At 72.1% G+C, this 20,385-nt stretch carries 18 protein-coding genes; 7 read left to right on the top strand and 11 right to left on the bottom strand.

Annotation, left to right across the window (positions count from 1 at the left end; translation table 11 throughout):
• Positions 1-7: 7 nt before the first annotated feature.
• Entirely contained in the window at positions 8-493 is a 486-nt protein-coding gene (locus OG373_RS08850) for an Lrp/AsnC family transcriptional regulator (RefSeq protein WP_030390595.1), read from the bottom strand.
• Positions 494-627: 134 nt separating this feature from the next.
• Between OG373_RS08850 and OG373_RS08845 the strand changes: the two genes are divergently transcribed.
• The 3 genes from OG373_RS08845 (at position 628) to OG373_RS08835 (ending at position 5,079) form a co-directional block, all read left to right on the top strand.
• On the top strand, positions 628-1,605 hold the full coding sequence (locus OG373_RS08845) for a DMT family transporter (protein ID WP_405437252.1): 978 nt from the start codon (positions 628-630) through the stop codon (positions 1,603-1,605).
• On the top strand, positions 1,598-2,851 hold the full coding sequence (locus OG373_RS08840) for an aromatic amino acid transaminase (protein WP_405437250.1): 1,254 nt from the start codon (positions 1,598-1,600) through the stop codon (positions 2,849-2,851). Before OG373_RS08845 ends, OG373_RS08840 begins: the two co-directional genes overlap by 8 nt.
• 161 nt (positions 2,852-3,012) lie before the next feature.
• Positions 3,013-5,079 carry a SpoIIE family protein phosphatase gene (locus tag OG373_RS08835; RefSeq protein ID WP_405437248.1) on the top strand — a complete coding sequence of 689 codons (2,067 nt, stop codon included), beginning with the start codon at positions 3,013-3,015 and terminating at the stop codon, positions 5,077-5,079.
• Between the two features lie 63 nt (positions 5,080-5,142).
• Here the strand turns inward: OG373_RS08835 and OG373_RS08830 are convergent, their stop codons facing one another.
• Positions 5,143-7,950, bottom strand: a complete 2,808-nt coding sequence (locus OG373_RS08830; RefSeq protein ID WP_405437246.1) for a SpoIIE family protein phosphatase — start codon at positions 7,948-7,950, stop codon at positions 5,143-5,145.
• On the bottom strand, positions 7,947-8,966 hold the full coding sequence (locus tag OG373_RS08825) for a GlxA family transcriptional regulator (protein WP_405437244.1): 1,020 nt from the start codon (positions 8,964-8,966) through the stop codon (positions 7,947-7,949). Before OG373_RS08825 ends, OG373_RS08830 begins: the two co-directional genes overlap by 4 nt.
• A 105-nt stretch (positions 8,967-9,071) precedes the next feature.
• Between OG373_RS08825 and OG373_RS08820 the strand changes: the two genes are divergently transcribed.
• The gene (locus tag OG373_RS08820; protein ID WP_405437242.1) at positions 9,072-9,683 is read left to right on the top strand and encodes a cysteine hydrolase family protein; all 612 of its coding nucleotides are present in this window, start codon (positions 9,072-9,074) and stop codon (positions 9,681-9,683) included.
• Between the two features lie 114 nt (positions 9,684-9,797).
• Here the strand turns inward: OG373_RS08820 and OG373_RS08815 are convergent, their stop codons facing one another.
• Positions 9,798-10,946, bottom strand: coding sequence for a glycerate kinase (locus OG373_RS08815; RefSeq protein ID WP_405437240.1), 1,149 nt, complete (start codon positions 10,944-10,946; stop codon positions 9,798-9,800).
• Between the two features lie 143 nt (positions 10,947-11,089).
• Here OG373_RS08815 and OG373_RS08810 point away from each other — a divergent pair, with 143 nt between their 5' ends.
• The 3 genes from OG373_RS08810 to OG373_RS08800 are packed head-to-tail and all read left to right on the top strand — an operon-like array spanning position 11,090 to position 13,798.
• Positions 11,090-12,820: a BCCT family transporter gene (locus tag OG373_RS08810; RefSeq protein ID WP_405437239.1), complete on the top strand. Its 1,731-nt coding sequence runs from the start codon at positions 11,090-11,092 to the stop codon at positions 12,818-12,820.
• Positions 12,821-12,829: 9 nt separating this feature from the next.
• Positions 12,830-13,330, top strand: coding sequence for an NUDIX domain-containing protein (locus OG373_RS08805; protein ID WP_405437231.1), 501 nt, complete (start codon positions 12,830-12,832; stop codon positions 13,328-13,330).
• 39 nt (positions 13,331-13,369) lie between these two features.
• Positions 13,370-13,798, top strand: a complete 429-nt coding sequence (locus tag OG373_RS08800) for a hypothetical protein (RefSeq protein ID WP_405437229.1) — start codon at positions 13,370-13,372, stop codon at positions 13,796-13,798.
• Positions 13,799-13,808: 10 nt separating this feature from the next.
• On the opposite strand, the gene OG373_RS08795 is transcribed toward OG373_RS08800, so the two are convergent.
• The 7 genes from OG373_RS08795 to OG373_RS08765 form a co-directional block, all read right to left on the bottom strand.
• On the bottom strand, positions 13,809-14,195 hold the full coding sequence (locus OG373_RS08795) for an SHOCT domain-containing protein (RefSeq protein ID WP_405437227.1): 387 nt from the start codon (positions 14,193-14,195) through the stop codon (positions 13,809-13,811).
• Positions 14,196-14,263: 68 nt separating this feature from the next.
• Positions 14,264-14,779, bottom strand: a complete 516-nt coding sequence (locus OG373_RS08790) for a methylated-DNA--[protein]-cysteine S-methyltransferase (RefSeq protein WP_405437225.1) — start codon at positions 14,777-14,779, stop codon at positions 14,264-14,266.
• Between the two features lie 12 nt (positions 14,780-14,791).
• Positions 14,792-16,276, bottom strand: coding sequence for an AlkA N-terminal domain-containing protein (locus OG373_RS08785; protein WP_397733794.1), 1,485 nt, complete (start codon positions 16,274-16,276; stop codon positions 14,792-14,794).
• A gap of 697 nt (positions 16,277-16,973) precedes the next feature.
• The gene (gene pssA, locus OG373_RS08780) at positions 16,974-17,834 is read right to left on the bottom strand and encodes a CDP-diacylglycerol--serine O-phosphatidyltransferase (protein WP_397733796.1); all 861 of its coding nucleotides are present in this window, start codon (positions 17,832-17,834) and stop codon (positions 16,974-16,976) included.
• Entirely contained in the window at positions 17,821-18,477 is a 657-nt protein-coding gene (locus OG373_RS08775) for a phosphatidylserine decarboxylase (RefSeq protein ID WP_030010161.1), read from the bottom strand. Before OG373_RS08775 ends, pssA begins: the two co-directional genes overlap by 14 nt.
• A gap of 186 nt (positions 18,478-18,663) precedes the next feature.
• Positions 18,664-19,869, bottom strand: coding sequence for an acyl-CoA dehydrogenase family protein (locus tag OG373_RS08770; RefSeq protein WP_189967951.1), 1,206 nt, complete (start codon positions 19,867-19,869; stop codon positions 18,664-18,666).
• Positions 19,870-19,871: 2 nt separating this feature from the next.
• Complete coding sequence (locus OG373_RS08765; RefSeq protein ID WP_053681718.1) at positions 19,872-20,384, bottom strand: MaoC family dehydratase; 513 nt, start codon at positions 20,382-20,384, stop codon at positions 19,872-19,874.
• Position 20,385 lies beyond the last annotated feature (1 nt).

Raw genomic sequence — 20,385 nt, 5'->3', positions numbered from 1 at the left:
GCCTGCGTCACCGCGGCGATCGCCGTGACGCCCCCGGGGCGGGCCGCGGGTAGGTCCGGGACTGCTTGACGCTGCCGAACGCGAAGCTCGATTCGATCGAGGCGATCCCGGGAATGGCGTGGATCCGGTGGCGCACCAGGGATTCGTAGGCTTCGAGGTCCTCGATGACGACCCGCAGCAGGTAGTCGCTGCTGCCCGCCATCAGGTAGCAGTCCTGGATGTGCTCGATGACCGCGACGTGCTCCTCGAACTGCCGCACCGCCTCCGCCGTGTGCCGCTCCAGCCGGATCCGCACGAAGACGGTGACCGGGAGCCCGAAGGCGACCTGGTCGACCATGGCCGTGTAGCCGCGGATCAGACCCGCCTCCTCCAGCCGCCGCACACGGCGCAGGCAGGGGGAGGGGGACAGCCGGACACGGTCCGCCAGGTCCTGGTTGGACAGGCGCCCGTCGGCCTGCAATTCCCTGATGATCTGCAGATCGACTGCGTCCATGGCCACTCCTTGGCAGATTCTGCCCCAAACGTATGTCCGAGAGGCAGAACTGGCAATCGGCTGCCCCGCCCCAAGCCCTAGCGTTGCCCTGCACGGACCGGATCGGTCCGGGTCCCAGAGGCTGGAGCAATTCCTTGGTCGCGACGAACACCACCCGGGCGACCCTGCCTCCCGATGCGGCGGGCCCGCAGGCCGGACACCCCGGCCGGCGCGGGCTCTCCCCACAGGCCGAGGGCATGCTGGCGCTGCTGGTGACCGTGTCGATCTGGGCGGCATTCGCGCTCAGCGCCCGCGCCCTGAGCGGCTCCTCCCTGCTCCCCGCCGACGCGGCCCTGCTGCGCTTCGGAGTCCCCCTCGTCGTCCTGTTCCCCGCCCTGTGGCGGCGCCGTCGCGCCATCGCCGCGGTACGGCCCGGACCCGCCGTGAAGATCATCTGTGGTGCGGGGGTGCCCTTCTTCCTGGCCGCGATGCACGGCGGCGCCCTGACCTCCGCCGCCTTCGTCGGCTCCATCGTCCCCGGCATGGTCCCGTTGTTCGTCTCCGTGATCATGATCCGCCGCGGCCACGGCGCGCCCCGGGGCACCCAGGCGGCCGGGCTCGCGCTGATCGCGGCCGGTGTGATCGCCCTCGTCTGGCGCTACGTGGTCCCGGTGGACACCGACGTACTCGCGGGCGCCGGAACGCTCCTCGTCGCCAGCGGGCTGTGGGCCCTCTACACCGTGGGACTGCGCGAGGTGGACCTCGACCCCGTCGGTTCGATCGGCCTGCTGTGCCTGCCCTCCTTCGCCGTGATCGGGGTCCTCGTCCTGACCGGGGTGCTCCCGACCGGCATCGCACACGCCGCGGGCAGCGACATCGCGCTGTTCCTCGTCGTGCAGGGGCTGGGCGTCGGACTGTGCGCGGGCCTGCTGTACGCCTTCGCCATCCGCCGGCTCGGCGCCGAGCGCAGCGCCGTCGTCGGCAGCCTCAGCCCCGTCGCCGTCGTCCTGCTCGCCGTCCCGCTGCTCGGCGAGACACCGACCCTCGCCGTGCTCGTCGGCGTACCCCTCATCACCGCCGGCGTCGTCCTCGCCAACCGCCGCCCACGACCCAAGGTTCCCGCAGATGCTTGAGCTCCTCCCCCCGCCGCCCACCGACCCGCTGTGGGACCTGACCTACGAGTTCGGCACCGACGAGCGGCCCGAACGCCTCAACCTCGTCCTCGGCGTCTACCGGGACCAGACGGGCACCACGCCCGTCATGACCGCCGTGCGCGAGGCCGAGATCCGGCTGGCGGAGCGCTCCGACTCCAAGGAGTACCGCGGGCTCTCCGGCAACGCCGCCTTCAACCGCTCCCTGCTGGAGCTGGTCCTGGGCCCGAGCGGGCCCGCCGACCGGGCCGCGGCCGTCCAGACCGTCGCGGGCTCAGGCGCACTGCGGCTGCTGGCCGACCTGATCTGCCGGACCCGCCCCGGCACCACGGTGTGGATCAGCGACCCCGCCTACGTCAACCACCGGCCCATCCTGGAGGCCGCCGGGCTGCGCGTGCGCACCTACGGCTGGCGCGACGCCGAGGGCGGCTTCGACACCTCCGGCGTGCTCGGCGAACTGCGGAACGCCCAGCGCGACGACGTCGTCCTGCTCCAGGGCTGCTGCCACAACCCCACCGGTGTGGACCCGCTGCTCGACGACTGGGAGGCGCTCGCCGAGTCGGCCGTCCGCGGCGGCTGGGTGCCCTTCGTCGACCTGGCCTACCACGGGCTCGGCGACGGCCTGGAGGCCGACCTGCTGGCCACCCGGATGCTCGCGGCCCGCGTCCCGGAGATGCTGATCGCGGTCAGCTGCTCCAAGAACTTCGGCCTCTACAGCGACCGCGTCGGCTGCGCCATCGTGATCGGCGCCTCCGGCCAGGCCGTCCGGCACGCCGAGACGACCCTGCAGAACGCCGCCCGGACCCTCTACTCGATGCCGCCCGAGCACGGCGCCGCCGTCGTGACCACGATCCTGCAGGACGAGGGACTGCGCGCCGCCTGGCGGGCGGAGCTGGAGGTCATGCGGGGCCGGATCATGGACAACCGGGCCGATCTGATCGCCCACCTGAGCACGCTCGGCTGCGCGGAACAGGCTCGCTCCCTCGCCCGGCAGAAGGGCATGTTCTCGATGCTGCCGCTGTCCTCGCACCAGATGCTCCGGCTGCGCAGGCAGTACGCCGTCTACGGGACGACCTCGGGGCGCATCAACATCGCGGGCATCCCGGCCCACCGGATCCCCGACCTCGCCCGGGGCATCGCGGGCGTCCTCGACGGCCCCGACACGGCCGACCGGCTCCGGACGCTCCCGCGGCAGCAGACCGGACCCGCCGCCGCCGTACTGCCGTAGGGGTGCCCTGCCGATCGGGCCGGCCTCGAGGCGCCACCCGCCGCCGCGGCGGCGGGCGTACGACGACGGCGGGCGTACGACGGCGGACACAGAGCCCCGCGCCCACGCCTCGGATAGGGTGATTCGGTAGGAATCAGGCCCCCCGGGTTGAGGTCGGTGCGTTGGACACTTACCAGTCGACGAGCGAGGTGCCGGATCAGCCGGCCGCGGCTGTCGGGTACGCCGGCGTGCTCCGCGAGCTGCTCCCGATCGCACTGTGGCGGGAGGACGCCGACGGACGCATCGTGGAGTGGTCGCTGGCCGCCCAGGACCTGCTCGGGCACCGCCCCGAGGACATCATCGGGCTGCCCGGCAGCGCCGTGCTGGTCCCCGAGGCCAACCACGATCTCGCCGACCAGCTGACGCGGCGCGTCCAGGCCGGCGAGACCGTCGTCGGCACCCTCCCCGTGCGCCACCGCGACGGCCACCGGGTGCCGATGGAGATGTGGATCGTCCCCGCCGTGGACCGGCAGGGCCGGATGGGGGCCATGCTCATCGCCGTGGAGACCTCCGAGGTCCTCCACATGCGGGACTCGCTGGCCGCCCTCCAGAGCCTCTTCACCCAGTCGCCCATAGGACTCGCCACCCTCGGCACCGACCTGCGGTTCCTCCGGGTCAACGACGCCCTGGCCCGGATGAACGGCGTCTCCGCCGCCGAGCACCTCGGCAAACGGCTCACCGAGGTCGTTCCCGGGGTGAACGCAGTCGCCCTGGAGGCGACGATGCAGCAGGTCCTCGAACGGGGCACCGCCGTCGTCGACGTCCGCCGCACCGGCCGGACCCCCGCCGACCCGGACAACGACCACACCTGGTCCTGCTCGTACGCCCCGCTGCTGGACGGCTCCGGCCGGGCCCTCGGCGTGATCGCCTCGCTCATCGACATCACCGACGGCCAGCGCGCCCAGGCCGACGCCGAACGGGCCCGGCACCGGTTCGCGCTGCTCGCGGAGGCGGGCACCCGCATCGGCACCACCCTGGACCTCCACCAGACCGCCCAGGAGATCGTGGACGTCCTGGTACCGCAGCTCGCGGACTCGGCCGACGTACAACTGCTCGAAGCCGTACTGGGCCCCGACGAGGGCCCGGTCCCCACGGCCTCCACCCGCGGTGTCCTGCGCCGCCTGGCGGCCCGCTTCCCCGACCCGACCGCCCCCACCGCGAAACTCGCTCCCGGACAGACCTTCCAGATCCCCACGGGCACCTCCTACGAGCAGGTCATCGCCGAGGGCCGGCCCATGAACCTCTACCTCGCCGACATCCCCGCACTGATCACCTCCCCCCGCGCCGAGGCCCTGCGCACCTACCTCGCCACCCTCGGCTCGGCCCGGCTGGTCCCCCTGGTCGCCCGCGGCACCGTGCTCGGCGCGGTCGCCGTGACCCGCACGCGGGAGCGGGAGCCCTTCGACGAGCAGGACTACGTCCTCGTCGACGAACTGGTCGCCCGCGCGGCCCTCAACATCGACAACGCCCGGATGTACACCCTCCAGCGCCAGGCCGCCCTGACCCTTCAGCGCAGCCTCACCAACAGCGCACTGCCCGAGGTCCCCGGCCTCGAACTCACCGGGCGCTACCTGCCCGCCAGCGACCACGACGTCGGCGGGGACTGGTTCGACGCCATCCCGCTGCCCGGCGGCCGGACCGGGCTGGTCATCGGGGACGTCATGGGCCACGGGATCCACGCGGCGGCCGTCATGGGTCAGCTGCGCACGGCCGTACGGACCCTCGCGCGCCACGACGTACCGCCCGCGCAGCTGCTCAGCTCCCTCGACGCCGTCGTGGCCGACCTGGGCGAGGACGAGATGGCCACCTGCGTGTACGCCGTCCACGACGCGGCGTCCGGCGTCTGCGTGATCGCCCGGGCCGGCCATCCGCCGCCCGCCGTGGTCACCCCCGACGGGAACATCACCTTCCTCGACGGCCCGCCCGGGACCCCGCTGGGCGCGGGCGGCCAGGACTTCCGCACCGAGGAGGTGCGGCTGCCCCCGGGGAGCCTGCTCGTGCTCTACACCGACGGCCTCATCGAGGCCCGGGACCGGGACCTCGACGAGGGCATGGAGCAGCTGGCGGGGGCCCTGCGCCACGTGGAGCAGCCCCTGGAGGAACTGTGCCGGGGGATCCTGCGGCAGCTGCTTCCGTCCGCCCAGCAGGACGACGTGGCGGTGCTGCTGGCCCGTACCCGCCGGACGTGACCCCGGGGCCCCGGCCCCCCGCTCCCGGTCCCCGTTCCGGGCCCGGCCCCCGGGGCCGGCGGTTCACCAGGCCAGGTCCTCCAGCGCGTCCAGGTCGAGCGGGTCCGCCGCGAGTGGCTCCGGGCCCCCGGTCAGCGGCAGCTCGGCCCAGATGACCTTGCCGCGCTCGGTGTAGCGGGTGCCCCACCGGTCGGCGTACTGGGCGACGAGGAACAGCCCGCGCCCGCCCTCGTCTGTGGTGGCCGCGTACCTCAGGTGCGGCGAGGTGCTGCTGCCGTCGGAGACCTCGCAGATGAGGCTGCGGTCGCGCAGCAGGCGCACCCGCACCGGCGCGCTCCCGTACCGGATGGCGTTGGTGATCAGCTCGCTGAGGATCAGCTCGGTGGTGAAGGAGATCTCCTCCAGCCCCCACGCGGCGAGCTGGGCCGCACCCGCGTTGCGTACGCGCGAGACGGCCGCGGGCTCGCCGGGCACCTCCCACTCGGCGATCCGGTCGGCCTCCAGCCGCCGGGTGTCGGCGACCAGCAGCGCGATGTCATCGCTCGGCACCGGCAGCAGCATGGCGGCGAGCACGTCCGCACAGGCCTGGTCCGGGCTGCGGCCGGGCCGTTCCAGGGTCTCGCCCAGCAGGTGCAGCCCGGCGTCGAAGTCGCGGTGGCGATCCTCCACCAGGCCGTCCGTGAACAGCGCCAGCCGGCTCCCCTCGGGGAGCAGGAACTCCGCCGCCTCGAAGGGCATGCCGCCGACGCCCAGCGGCAGCCCGGCCGGCAGCTCGAGGAACTCCACGTCCGCGCCGGGGCGGATCAGCGCGGGCCCCGGGTGACCGGCGCTGGCCATCAGACAGCGCCCGGAGACCGGGTCGTAGACCGCGTAGAGGCAGGTGGCACCGGTGACCCCGGCCGACTCGGCCACCCCTTCCGGGGCGTCCGCGTTCGCCGCCTCCCCGCCGGGGCCCACGATCCCGATCCCGGTCTCGTTCTGGTCGATCCGGTTGATCAGCTCATCGAGGTGTCCCAGCAGCTCGTCGGGCGGCAGGTCCAGGGTGGAGAAGTTGTGCACCGCGGTCCGCAGCCGGCCCATGGTGGCCGCGGCGTGCACCCCGTGCCCCACCACATCGCCGACCACCAGCGCCACCCGGCCGCCGGGCAGCGGAATCACGTCGAACCAGTCCCCGCCCACCCCGGCCTTCGCGGGCAGATAGCGGAAGGCCACGTCCACGGCGTTCTGGGCGGGCAGCACGCGGGGCAGGAGGCTGCGCTGGAGCGTCACGGCCATCGCGTGCTCGCGGGTGAAGCGGCGGGCGTTGTCGATGGAGACGGCCGCGCGCGCACCCAGTTCGGCCGCGAAGGAACGGTCCTCCTCGTCGAAGGCCTCGGGGGTGTCGGCCCGCCAGAAGTTGGCCATGCCCAGGACCACGCCCCGGGCCTGGAGCGGTACGGAGATCAGCGAGTGCAGCCCGTAGTCCAGGGCCACCCGGGTGCCCTGGGAGTCCTGGGCCCGCCAGCCCATGGCCGCGTTCAGATCGGCCGCGAGCACCGCGTGCCCGGCGTCCAGGGCCGCCGCCATCGGGGCCGTCGGCACGACGAAGCGGATGACGTCGCCGACCGGCTGGAGCGGGGAGTCGGCGCGCACGCCGGTGATGGCCGCCCGGCGCATCTCGGTGTAGACGCCACCCGCCGTCGAGGGCTCCTCACCGTTCAGCACCGGCTCCAGCAGCTCCACCGTGACGAAGTCCGCGAACCGCGGGACGGCGACCTCCGACAGCTCCTCGGCCGTCCGCACCACGTCGAGGGTCGTACCGATCCGCACACCGGCGTCGTAGAGCAGCTGGAGCCGGCCGCGGGCCACCTCGGCCCGTCCGGAGAGCGCGGCGAGCTCGGTGGAGTCGCGCAGGGTCACGACGCTGCCGGTGGACATGCCGTTGTACTGCGCGGTGGGCCGTACGTTGACGGCGAGCAGCCGGTCGCCCGCCAGGTGCACGTGGTCCGTCACGATCTCGCCCGAGGCGAGCAGTTCGGCGGTGCGCGGGTCGAGGCCGAGGTCGCCGACGTGCCGGCCGTCGGCCTCCTCCGGCAGGCCGAGCAGCCGGCGGGCCTCGTCGTTGGCCAGGACGAGGTGCTGGTCCGCGCTGATGATGACGACGCCCTCGCGCACCGCGTGCAGGACGGCCTCGTGGTGCTCGTTGATCCGGCTCATCTCGGCGGCGCCCAGCCCGCGGGTCTGGCGCCGCAGCCGGCGGCTGACCAGGGCGGCGCCGCCGGTTCCGAGCAGCAGGGCGCCCGCCGCCGCGCCGAGCAGCAGCGGGAGCTGGCCCTCGACCACCTCGGCGACGTTCTCGACCTCTATGCCGGTGCCGACCAGGCCGACGACGGCCCCGTCGGGGCCCCGTACGGGGACGATGGCCCGGACGGCATCGCTCGGCTCGCCCCTGAAGGTCTCGGTGAAGGCCTGCCCGGCGACGGCGCGGCTGAGGTCACCGGTGGCCCGGCGGCCGATCAGCTCGGGGCGCGAGTCGGTGTAGCGGACCCCGTCGGTGTTCATGACGGCGATGAAATCGACGCCCGAGCCCCGGCGGGCGGCCTCGGCCAGCGGCTGGAGCAGGGCGGTCGGGTCGGTGGAGATGAGCGCCGACGAGATGCCGGGGGCGTGCGCGAAGGCCTCGGCCGCCGCGAGCGACCGGTGACGGGCGTCGCGCTCGCTGTCGTACCGGGCCTGGAACAGCAGCGCCACCACGGCGGCGGCGATCAGCAGCAGCACGATCACCCCCTGGAGGGCGAAGACCTGACCGGCGACGCTGTGTGCCCCCCGGGACAGGCGCGCGAACACGCGCGAACCCCTCCCGGTCGGCTGGCGACCAAAACGTCCGGTCATGAGCCCTTTCTAACACTGTCCGGGGGGTTTGGTGCGGCTGTGGGTGCCGCCGCAGGTGGGGCTGCCGGTACGGAGGAGGCCGCACGGTACGCCCGTGGCCCCAGCCCGACGTGCGCCGTGAAGTGCTGGCGGAAGGTGACCTCGCTGGCGAAACCGGCCCGGCGGGCCACCTCCGGCACCGGATGGTCGGTGCGTTCCAGCAGCTTGCGGGCCGCGTCCAGGCGGTGGCGCAGCAGCCACCGGTGCGGCGTGGTGCCCGTGGCGGCGGCGAAGTGCCGGGCGAAGGAGCGCGGGGACATCCCGGCCCAGCCCGCCAGCGTGGCCACGGACAGCGGCTCGTGCAGCGAGCTCAGGGCGCGCGCCCGTACGGAGACCAGCGCCTCGGCGGTGCGGTCCGCGGCCGGGACGGGCCGGTCCAGGTACTGGGCGTGGTCCCCGATGCGGAAGGGGCCCGTCACCATGGAGCGGGCGACGGAGGCGGCGGCCTCGGCGCCGTGCGCCTCCCGGACCAGGTGCAGGCACAGGTCGATCCCGGAGGCCACCCCGGCGGAGGTCCACAGCCCACCGTCCTCGACGTAGAGCGGGGCCTCCTCGACCACGATCCCGGGGTAGCGGGCGGCGAGCTGCGGGGCCAGCCACCAGTGGGTGACGGCCCGGCGGCCCTCCAGCAGGCCGGCCTCGGCCAGGATGAACGCCCCGGCGCACAGGGCGGCGACCGGCACGCCCCGGGCGTGCGCCTCGCGCAGGGCCGCGAGGACCGGCTCGGGCGTCGGATCGCCCGGCTCGGCCAGCGCCGGTACGACGACCAGGTCCGCGGTGGCCAGCCAGTCGAGCCCCCGGTCGGGCTCCAGGCTCAGCCCGCCGGGCAGAGGTATCGGCCCGGGCTCCGCGGCGCACCGGCGCAGCTCGAAGCCCGGCACCCCGGAGCGGCTGCGGTCCGGGCCCCAGACCTCGGTGATGACGGCGAGGTCGAAGCTGCGGATACCGGGCTGGACGACGATGGCGACGCGGCGCATCCCGCCAGTGTGTCAGGAACCGGGACTGCCAGCCTGGCAGGATCCCATCGGTACGGGGCCCCGTGGCCGCTGTCGGGCGCGCCGCCCGGCGGACAGCATGGAGCCATGACAACGACCGCGATCGAGATCGCCCCCGACAGCGCCCTTCTGGTCATCGACGTGCAGCAGGGCTTCGACGAGGAGTCCTTCTGGGGGCCCCGCAACAACCCGGAGGCGGAGGACAACATCGCGGCCCTGATGGACGCGTGGCACGCGGCCGGCCGCCCGGTGGTCCTGGTCCGGCACGCCTCCGTGCAGCCCGGCTCGGTCCTGGCCGCGGACCACCCCGGCCACGCCTTCAAGGACCTGGTCGAGAAGCGGCGCGACGGGGCCCTGGTGATCACCAAGACCGTGAACTCGGCCTTCTACGGCACCCCGGACCTGGCCGACTGGCTGACGGAGCGGGGCATCGGGCAGCTGGTGCTGGTGGGCATCCAGACCAACATGTGCGTCGAGACCACCGCCCGGATGGCGGGGAACCTGGGCTACGACGTGCTGGTCCCGCTCGACGCCACCCACACCTTCGACCTCGCCGGACCGGCGGGGCTCTCCCTGACGGCGGACGAGCTCGCCGCCGCCACCGCGGTGAACCTCCAGGGCGGCGGGTTCGCCCGCGTGGTCACCACGGCCGAGCTCCTGGCGGCGGAGCCCCGCCGCTCCGGCCTCGTCGGCGTTTGAGGCGCGGGTCCGGGGCGGAGCCCGGTGCCCGGCGGAGCCGGGTTTCCTGGGGCTCCGCCGGGCACCGGACCCCGCGCCTCGAACGCCGACGAGGCTACGAAGAACGCGACCGGGTCAGAGGACGTCGGCGGCGATGTCGGCGGCGACCTGCTCCAGCAGGGGACCCGCGTTCGGGATGGACTTGGCCGGGTCGGGCTCCAGGTCCGTGAGCGGGTACGCCTTGCGGATGCCGGCCCCTTCCAGGGCCTCCTGGGTCAGCAGCAGCCGCCCGCACACCGCCACCACGGGCTTGCCCGCCGCGCGCGCCGCGGCCGCGACACCCGCCGGGGCCTTGCCGTGCAGGGTCTGCTCGTCCAGGGAGCCCTCACCGGTGATGACCAGTGTCGCGCGCTCCAGCGCGGGGGCGAAGCCCAGCACCTCCAGCATCAGCTCGATGCCGGGACGGAACGTGGCGCCGAGCAGCAGGGCCCCGTAGCCGATGCCGCCCGCGCCACCGGCGCCCGGCAGCACCGCGCACTCGGCGGCCTTCGCGCCGATCGACTTCTCCAGCACCACCGCGAAGTGCGCCAGCGCCGCGTCGAGCGTCGCCACGTCCTCGGGCGAGGCCCCCTTCTGCGGGCCGTAGACCGCGGCGCAGCCCTTCGGGCCGGTCAGCGGGTTGTCCACGTCGCTCGCGAGGACGAAGTCCACCTCCGCGAAGCGCGGGTCGATCCCCGACAGGTCGGCCGAGGCCAGCCGGGCCAGAGCGCCGCCGCCCGGACCGACCGGTTCGCCGTTCGCATCAAGGAACACCGCGCCGAGCGCGGCCAGCATGCCGGCGCCGCCGTCAGTGGTGGCACTGCCGCCCACGCCGAAGACGATCGAGCGGGCACCCGCGTCCAGCGCGGCCTTGAGGAGCTCGCCCGAGCCGTACGTGGTCGCCGTCAGCGCGGCGAAGGTGCCCGCCGGCAGCAGCTGTAGCCCGGAGGCCTCCGCCATCTCGACCACCGCGGTGCCCTCGCGCAGCGCGAAGGCGGCCGTGACCTGGTCGCCGAGCGGTCCGGTGACCTGTACTTCCCGGCGTTCGAAGCCTGCCGCCACGGCTGCCGCGACCGTTCCGTCGCCGCCGTCCGCGACGGGGAGGGTCTCGATCTCCACGTCCGGTACGGCCCTGCGCAGGCCGGCCGTGACCCGCTCCGCGACCTGCACGGCCGTGAGCGAACCCTTGAATTTGTCCGCGGCGATGAGCACGCGCGCGGCCTCAGTTACTGCTCCGTCCGTCACCTTGCTATTCCCTTGCTATCGAACAGTGCAGTCGCGCCGCCATGAGCTTATCCGGAGGATCCTCCTATGCCCATGAGTGGCCTGGGCCACACCCGGCGCGCCATGCCCCTAAATAGGGATATACGGCTGCATAGTGTGGCCGCATGAGCGCGGAATCACCGGAACAGTCACCCCCGGACACTCCCGGAGGGGCAACCGAGGGCCCCGCGGAGGGGGCACCCGACCGCACCGTCGTCACCGTGGGCGTGATCGCCGTGCTGGCCGTCGTCGCCTGGGCGGCCCTGGGCAAGGACTCCTTCGACATGGCGTCCGGCACCGCGCTCTCCTGGGTGCTGAGCAACTTCGCCTGGCTGTTCGTGATCGCCGCCGACGTCTTCCTCGTCATGTGCGTCGTGCTCGCCATCAGCCGGTTCGGCCGGATCCGCCTCGGCGCCGACGACTCCGAGCCCGAGTTCACCAACCTCGCGTGGATCGCGATGATGTTCAGCGCCGGCATGGGCATCGGCCTGATGTTCTACGGGGTGGGGGAGCCGCTCACCCACTACCTGGCGCCGCCCCCGGCCTCCGGGGCAGCCCCCGCCACCGGCGCCTCCGCCCTCGCGGCCATGGAGTACTCCTTCTTCCACTGGACCCTCACCCCCTGGGCGATCTACGGCATCGCCGGCCTCGCCCTGGCCTACGCGACCTTCCGCAAGGGCCGCGGCAACCGCCTCAGCTCCGCCTTCGTCCCCCTGATCGGCGAGGAACGGGCGGCCGGCCGGCCCGGCAAGGCCATCGACCTGCTGGCCGTGTTCGCCACCGTCTTCGGCACCGCCACCAGCCTCGGCCTCGGCGCGCTCCAGGTCTCCAAGGGGCTGAACCTCACCACCGGCATCGAGGACTCCATCACCGTCGAGCTGATCATCATCGGCTCGCTGTCGGCGGCCTTCGTCCTCTCCGCCTTCTCCGGCCTGCACAAGGGCGTGAAGTGGCTCAGCACGATCAACCTCGTGCTCGCCGCCACCCTGATGCTCTTCGTCTTCGTACTCGGCCCCACCGTCTACATCCTCGACGTGATCCCCTCCAGCATCGGCGGGTACCTGAGCGAGCTGGTGCCCATGGCCACCCGCACCGGCGCCTTCACCGACTCCAAGTGGCTCGGCGCGTGGACGATCTTCTACTGGGCGTGGTGGCTCTCCTGGGCCCCCTTCGTCGGCACCTTCATCGCCCGCATCTCGCGCGGCCGCACCATCCGCGAGTTCCTCATCGGCGTGCTGCTCGTCCCCAGCGGGGCCACCGTCGTCTGGTTCTGCGTGATGGGCGGTACCGCCATCCGCCTCGACTCCACCGGCGCCGTGGACTTCGCCGCCAAGATCAAGGACGGTACGGAGGCCTCGCTCTTCGCGATGCTGGACGCCCTGCCGCTCTCCGCGGTCACCTCGTGGGTCGCCATGGTCCTGGTCATGACCTACTTCGTCACCAGCGCCGACTCGGCCTCCCTGGTAATGGGTTCGCTCACCAGCCGCGGCTCCCTCAACCCGCCCACCTGGCTCGTCGTCACCTGGGGCGTGCTGATGGCCGCCGTCGCCGCCGTCCTGCTCGTCGCGGGCGGCCTGAAGTCCCTGCAGACCGCCACCATCCTGGTCGCGCTGCCGTTCGTCGTCGTCATGATGCTGCTGTGCTGGGCCCTGGTGAAGGAACTCCGCACCGACCCCGGCGCCGGACCCGCCCGCCACCACGCCCTGCACGGGATGCGGGACGCGGTCCGGGCCATGGTCGGCGACGCCATCACCGAACAGGGGACGGCCCGGCACATCCGGCTGCGCCGCGCCGCGGAGTCCAGGGGGCAGGACCACGAGGGCGGGCCCGGCGGTAACGCGGGCCCGCCTCGGTAGGGTGGCCGCGTGACCACCACGGATGACTACGCCACGTACATCGCGAGCCTGCCCCGGGTGCTGGCCGGCGCGGCCGCCCTCTACCGGGACGCCGAGGGCAGGGTCCTGCTCGTCGAGCCCAACTACCGCGAGGGATGGGCCCTGCCGGGCGGCACCATCGAGTCGGACCAGGGCGAGTCACCGCGCACCGCGGCCCGCCGCGAGAGTGCCGAGGAGATCGGACTCGACCTCCCCCTCGGCCGCCTGCTCGCCGTCGACTGGGTGCTGGGGAGCGACCGCCCGCCGCTGGTCGCGTACGTCTACGACGGCGGTGTGCTCGACGAGGCCCAGCTCGCCTCGATCAGGCTCCAGGAGGAGGAGCTGCTCTCCTGGCGGCTCGTCGAACCCGGCGAACTCACCGCCTACCTGATCGGTTCGCTCGGACTGCGCACCCAGGAGGCCTACCGGGTCGTGCAGTCGGGCGAGGGCACCGCGGAACTGGAGAACGGCCGCCGCCCGGTCGCCCCGTAAATAACACCGGGCTTACTTCGACCAGGACAGAATCAGCTGATGATCACGATGTACGCCTGGCCCAGCACTGCCGACGGGCCCGACGCCCTTCCCATGGTGCACTTCACCACCGACCAGCAGGCCGGTGGTGAAGTCACTCCGGAGGGGACCCCGGTCTGGATGTTCGACACCGCGATACGCGAGGGCGGCTGGGCCCAGTTCACCGACTTCGACGGCTGGTCCGCGCCGGCCGCCGGCTGGCAGGCCTTCTACCGCCGGGAGGACGACCTCCTCGCCGTCACCGGACCCGGCTCCTGCGAGGGCTGGTACCAGGGCAACCTCGGCGCGGACGAGGACTGGGTGGCGGCCGCCGCCACCCAGCAGAGCGTCGTCCTGCTCGCCGCCCCGGTCCAGCACCCCTCGCTGTACGGCTACGCCGTGGAGGCGGGCGCCGCCTTCGCCCTGCTGGTCCCGCTCCTCGTCGTCTGACCCCGCCGGCTCAGGCCAGCAGCTTGGCCTTGGCGCGGTCGAACTCCTCCTGCGTGATGTCGCCCTTGTCCTTGAGCGCCGAGAGCTTGTGCAGCTCGTCCGCGCTGCCGCCGGAGCCGGCCGTCTTCTGGACGTAGTCCTTGAAGGCGGCTTCGTTCTGCTGGGCCTGCTGGAGGTCCCGCTCGCCCATGCTCCGACCCCTGGCGATGAGGTAGACGAACACGCCCAGGAAGGGCACCAGGAGCACGAAGATCAGCCATCCCGCCTTCCCCCAGCCGCTGAGGGTGTGGTCACGGAAGATATCCGTGATGACCTTGAAGAGCAGGAAGAACCACATGATCCACAGGAACAGGTACAGCATCGTCCAGAAGATGTTGAGAAGCGGATAGTCGTCCATGCCTGACTCCGATCATGTAGCGGTATCTCATTGATACAACCGCTTCATGAGGTCCGCACGCGGAGCGATCAGCCCGGCCCCCCGGCCTCGAACGCGAGCAGCCGCACCTTGCGGTCGACCCCGCCGCCGTAGCCCGTCATCCCGCCCGACGCGCCGATCACCCGGTGGCAGGGGACGATGATGCCGACCGGGTTCTTCCCGTTGGCCAGGCCCACCGCGCGCGAGGCGTTGGGCTTGCCCAGCCTGGCCGCGAGCTCCCCGTAGGACCACGTCTCGCCGTACGGGATCCGCACCAGCTGGTCCCAGACGCTGCGCTGGAAGTCGGTGCCCTCCAGGCGCAGCGGAAGGTCGAAGTCGGTGCGCTCGCCGGCGAAGTACGCGGCCAACTGGCGTACCACCTCGGGGAAGGGCGCCTCCTCGACGGCCACCCGCTCCCCGAAGGACTCCTCGGCGGGCCGGTGCCGCTGCCCGGTCATGTACAGGCCGCTGAGGACCCCGTCCGTGGCGACCAGCGTCAGAGGGCCGTAGGGGCTGTCGACGACGGTGTGCCGCTTGGCGGTGTTCACGTTCGTGGTGGATCGCATCGCTGGTGCTCCTCAGACGGGCAGGTGGTTGATGGGGTGGGCGTCCGTGGCCCACAGGTACTGGACGGCGTACGCACGCCAGGGCCGCCAGCCCGCCGCCCGGGCGGTCAGCGCCGACGGGGTGGACGGCAGCCCGAGCCCCTGCGCCGCCCGCCGGACCCCCAGATCGGACGGCAGGAACGCGTCCGGGTCGCCGAGCGCCCGCATCGCGATCACCTCGGTGGTCCATGGGCCGAAGCCGGGCAGCGCCGCGAGCTGCGCCCGCGCCGCCTCCCAGTCGCTGTCGAAGCCCAGCGGCAGCGAACCGTCGGCGAGCGCGGAGACCAGCGTGGTGAGGGTGGCGCGCCGGCTGCGCGGCAGGGCCAGCGACTCCGGGTCCAGCCCGGCGAGCGCCTGCGGGGAGGGGAAGAGGTGGGTCAGCCCGCCCAGCGGGTCCTCGACGCGCTCGCCGTACGCGGTGACCAGCCGGGCCGCGTGCGTGCGCGCCGCCGCGGTGGAGACCTGCTGGCCCAGCACCGCCCGTACGGCGAACTCCGCCGCGTCGACGGTACGGGGCACCCGGCGCCCGGGGGCCTTGTCCACGAGCGGGGCCAGCAGCGGATCGGAGCGCAGCTGCTCGTCGACGGCCTCGGGGTCGGCGTCCAGGTCGAGCATCCAGCGGCAGCGGCTGATGGCGATGGTGAGGTCGCGCAGGTCGGTCAGGGCCAGTCGGCAGCCGATGTGGTCGGGCTGGGGGGTCAGAGCCACCACGCCGGTGCCGTACGGCAGGCGCAGCGTGCGGCGGTAGGCCCCGTCCCGCCACTCCTCGACGCCGGGTACGGCGGTCGCGGCCAGGTGCCCGAAGAGGTTGTCGGGGTTCAGCGGCGCCCGGAACGGCAGTCGCAGGCTGATCGTCCCGGGGATCCGGGGCGGGGCGTTCCTGCTGCGGCCGGCCTTGACGGCGCGCGCCCGCAGCTCGCTCGGGGCGAGGGCGAAGACCTCGCGGACGGTGTCGTTGAAGGTCCGGATGGAGGAGAACCCGGCGGCGAAGGCCACGTCGCCCATCGGGAGCTCGGAGGTCTCGATGAGGAGCCGGGCGGTCTGGGCGCGCTGGGCCCGGGCCAGGGCGAGGGGACCGGCCCCGAGCTCGGCGTTCAGCTGCCGCTCCACCTGGCGGGTGGAGTAGCCGAGCCGGCCGGCCAGGCCCGGCACGCCCTCCCGGTCCACGACCCCGTCCCGGATCAGCCGCATCGCCCGCGCGACGGCGTCGGCGCGGGCGTTCCACTCGGGCGAACCGGGACTCGTATCGGGCCGGCACCGCTTGCAGGCCCGGAATCCGGCCTGCTGGCAGGCGGCGGCGCTGGGCAGGAAGGTCATGTTCTCGACCTTGGGCGGCACCGCGGGGCAGCTCGGCCGGCAGTAGATCCGGGTGGTCAGGACGGCGGTGAAGAACCAGCCGTCGAAGCGGGCGTCCTTCGACTGCACGGCCCTTACGCAGCGCTCGGTGTCGGTGTGCATGGCTCCAGGATCCGGGGCGCGGCCCGCGACGGCTGGCGGTTTTCCGACATCAAGCCTAGCCCTCGGCCGGGGGCGGGTCGGGGGTCGGGCCTCGGGCCGGCCGGGGGTCGGGCGGGGCCGGGTCCGGCGGTGGGGCGGGGGCCGTCCGGGGTAGGCATGATTTATGGCCCCTCGGCGGAACACGAAAGTGCCCGGCGGTTCGGGCCACAAATCACGTTTTACACCCCGGACGACCCCCGCCCCACCACCGGCCCCGCCCCCGCCCTCGGGGCCCCGGGACCCTTACCGTCACCGTGCTGGGTCCGGTACGGAGGCCCGGAAGCCACAGGACCCCCGCCCCACTGCCGCGCTGGGGTCCGGTACGGGGCTGGGAAGCGCGGGCCCCCGCTCCGCCACCAGGCTCGGGAACCAGTACGGGGGCCGGGAGCCGCGGGACCCCCGCCCCTACCCCCACCACCAGGCTCGGGGACGGGGAGTGCGGGAGGGGGCGGCGGTGGGGCGGGGAGTGTTCGGGGTGTAAAACGTGATTTGTGGCCCTCACCACCGAGTCCTGCGGTACTCCGCCCGGGGGCCATAAATCATGCCTACCCCGGACACTCCCCGCCCCCGGCCCCCCGACCACCCCACCCCGGCCCCGCCCCAGGAAACGGCAGAGGGCCCCGGATGCCACTGGCATCCGGGGCCCTCTCGGGTACAGCTAGCGCAGCGTCGCGGCGCGGGCCTCACGGCGGTTGTGCCGGAAGGTGTTGGCCTTGCGGGTCGTCGCGAACAGCGGAATGGTCGCCGCCATCGCGATCTGCAGGGCACAGCCCGCCTGGAGCAGCAGCTGGCCGCCGGGGGCGTCGAACGCCCAGGCCGCCAGCAGCCCCATCGCGCCGATGATCCAGCACAGCATCGCCACCGCGAGAACGCCCCGCGGCTTGGGGTACTCGACCCGGCTCACCATCAGCCAGGCCACCCCGATGATCGCCAGCAGCGTCGGGACGAACGGCAGCTCCAGCAGCACGATCGAGACGACCGTCAGCGCACCGAAGGGGCTCGGCATGCCCTGGAACATGCCGTCCTTCATCGTCACGCAGCTGAATCTCGCGAGTCTGAGCACCACCGCGAGCAGCACGACGATCGCGGCCAGCGCCGACATCTTCTGGTGCGCGTCGACGGCGACCATGCCGTAGACGAGCACGAAGTAGGCCGGAGCGAGGCCGAAGCTGATCAGGTCCGACAGGTTGTCGAGCTCGGCGCCCATCGGAGAGCTGCGCAGCTTGCGGGCCACGATGCCGTCGAAGAGGTCGAAGACCGCGGCGAGCAGCATCAGTATCACCGCCGTCGCGGCGCTGTTACGGGCCATGCCCGATTCGCCACTGCCGGTGAGGTGCGGAATGAGGATTCCGGTGGTGGTGAAGTACACCGCCATGAATCCGCAGGTCGCGTTACCGAGGGTGAGGGTGTCCGCTATCGACAGCCGCAACGAGAGCGGCATGTCGTCCTCGGCGGACTCCTCCTCGGCAGGTTCGGGAACCCAGCCTGCGGCCGGAGTCTCAGGGTCAGTCACGGTCAATTCGTGTCACCCCCGCGGTGGTGGCCTGACCGACCTCGACCGCGACCTCGACGCCCTCGGGGAGGTAGATGTCGACGCGGGAGCCGAAGCGGATCAGACCGATGCGTTCGCCCTGCTCCACCTTGGTGCCGGCCGGCAGGTACGGGACGATGCGACGGGCGACGGCGCCGGCGATCTGCACCATCTCGATGTCACCGAGTTCGGTGTCGAAGTGCCAGACAACGCGCTCGTTGTTCTCGCTCTCCTTGTTGAACGCCGGGACGAATCCGCCGGGGATGTGCTCCACGGACGTCACCGTGCCCGCGAGGGGCGCGCGGTTGACGTGGACGTTCAGCGGGCTCATGAAGATCGCGACCCGGGTCCGTCCGTCCTTCCACGGCATGATGCTCTGCACCACACCGTCGGCGGGCGAGATGACACGGCCCTGAGCGATCTCACGCTCGGGGTCGCGGAAGAACCACAGCATGCCCGCGGCGAGCGCGGTGGCGGGCACGGCCGCCGCGGCCCAGCGTCCGGACTTGCGGGCCCGGGTGAGGCTGAGCGCCGCGGTGGCGACGGTCGGCAGAAGCCACGGCGATGCTCCGCGCGCGAGGCGTACGCCAAGGAGGCTGTCGCGAGGTGCAGAGGTTTGGCTGTGGGGCATGGATGACCTTCGTAGCGGGTGATTGCCGCGCCGCAAACAGGGGGACGGGACGGCGGCTTTACTGGAATGCTATCGGTTGCACGCAACAACTGGGCAAGCCAGAAGCCGAGTCGATGACCGTCAGCCAGTTACTGCCAGTGATCCTTTCGCAACGAACCTATGGACGATTCGCTGTAAAAGGGACTTTCAGCCCTGCAGCCGGTACTCCTCGAGCAGGCGTCGCCCGATGATCATTTTCTGGATCTCGGCGGTACCTTCGCCGATCAGCAGCATCGGGGCCTCCCGGTAGAGACGCTCGATCTCGTACTCCTTCGAGAACCCGTATCCACCGTGAATACGGAAGGCGTCCTCGACGACCTCCTTGCAGTACTCGGAGGCGAGGTACTTCGCCATCCCTGCTTCGAGGTCGTTTCGTTCCCCGGAGTCCTTTTTGCGTGCTGCATTGACCATCATCGCATGGGCGGCTTCGACCTTGGTAGCCATCTCGGCCAGCTTGAACTGAATCGCCTGGTGTTCGGCGATCGGCTTGCCGAAAGTGTGACGTTGCTGGGCATACGAGACACCCAGTTCGAAAGCACGCTGAGCGACACCGCAGCCACGCGCCGCCACGTTCACGCGGCCGACCTCGACCCCGTCCATCATTTGGTAAAACCCTCGGCCGGTCTGGCCGCCGAGGACCCGATTGGCCGGAATGCGCAGTCCGTCCATGATGAGCTCGGTCGTGTCGACGCCCTTGTAGCCCATCTTGTCGATCTTGCCGGGGATGGTCAGGCCGGGACGCACCTCACCGAAGCCCGGCTCCTTCTCCACGAGGAAGGTCGTCATCGACTTGTGGGGCGCGGTGCCCTCGGGGTGTCCTTCGTCACTTCGCACCAGAACGGCCACCAGGGTGGAGCTGCCGCCGTTCGTCAGCCACATCTTCTGGCCGTTCAGGACGTACTCGTCGCCGTCCTTCACCGCCTTGGACGAGATGGCCGACACGTCGGAGCCCAGCGCCGGCTCGGACATCGAGAACGCGCCGCGCACCTCGCCCAGGGCCATGCGCGGAAGGAAGTGGTCCTTCTGCTCCTGCGTGCCGTGCTGCTTGAGCATGTACGCCACGATGAAGTGGGTGTTGATGATGCCCGAAACGGACATCCAGCCGCGGGCGATCTCCTCCACGCACAGGGCGTAGGTGAGGAGCGACTCACCCAGGCCGCCGTACTCCTCCGGGATCATCAGGCCGAAGAGGCCGAGCTCCTTGAGGCCGTCGACGATCTGCTGCGGGTACTCGTCGCGGTGCTCCAGCTCGGTCGCGACCGGGATGATCTCCTTGTCGACGAACTCGCGGACGGTCTTGAGGATCTCCCGCTGGACGTCGGTCAGCCCGGCGGTCTGGGCGAGTCGGGCCATGGCTACTTCCCCTGTTCCTTCAGCGTGGGGCGGCCGGGCTGCTCGCCGCCGCGCTCCTTGATGTACGTCTCGGTCGGGACCATCACCTTGCGCCGGAAGACGCAGACGAGGGTGCCGTCCTGCTTGTAGCCCTTGGTCTCCACGTAGACGATCCCGCGGTCGTTCTTCGACTTCGACGGGGTCTTGTCGAGGACCGTGGTCTCGCCGTAGATGGTGTCGCCGTGGAAGGTCGGCGCCACGTGCCGCAGGGACTCGATCTCCAGGTTGGCGATGGCCTTCCCGGAGACGTCCGGCACGGACATGCCGAGCAGCAGCGAGTAGATGTAGTTGCCCACGACCACGTTCTTGCCGAAGTCGGTGGTGTTCTCGGCGTAATTGCTGTCCATGTGGAGCGGGTGGTGATTCATGGTCAGCAGACAGAAGAGGTGGTCGTCGTACTCGGTGACCGTTTTTCCGGGCCAGTGCTTGTAGACCGCCCCGATCTCGAACTCTTCGTACGTGCGTCCGAACTGCATC

It is taken from the genome of Streptomyces avidinii (assembly GCF_045161815.1).
GTDB lineage: Bacteria > Actinomycetota > Actinomycetes > Streptomycetales > Streptomycetaceae > Streptomyces > Streptomyces avidinii.
The sequence above is the reverse complement of the archived record's forward strand: the minus strand, read 5'-3'. Positions and strand labels throughout refer to the sequence as shown.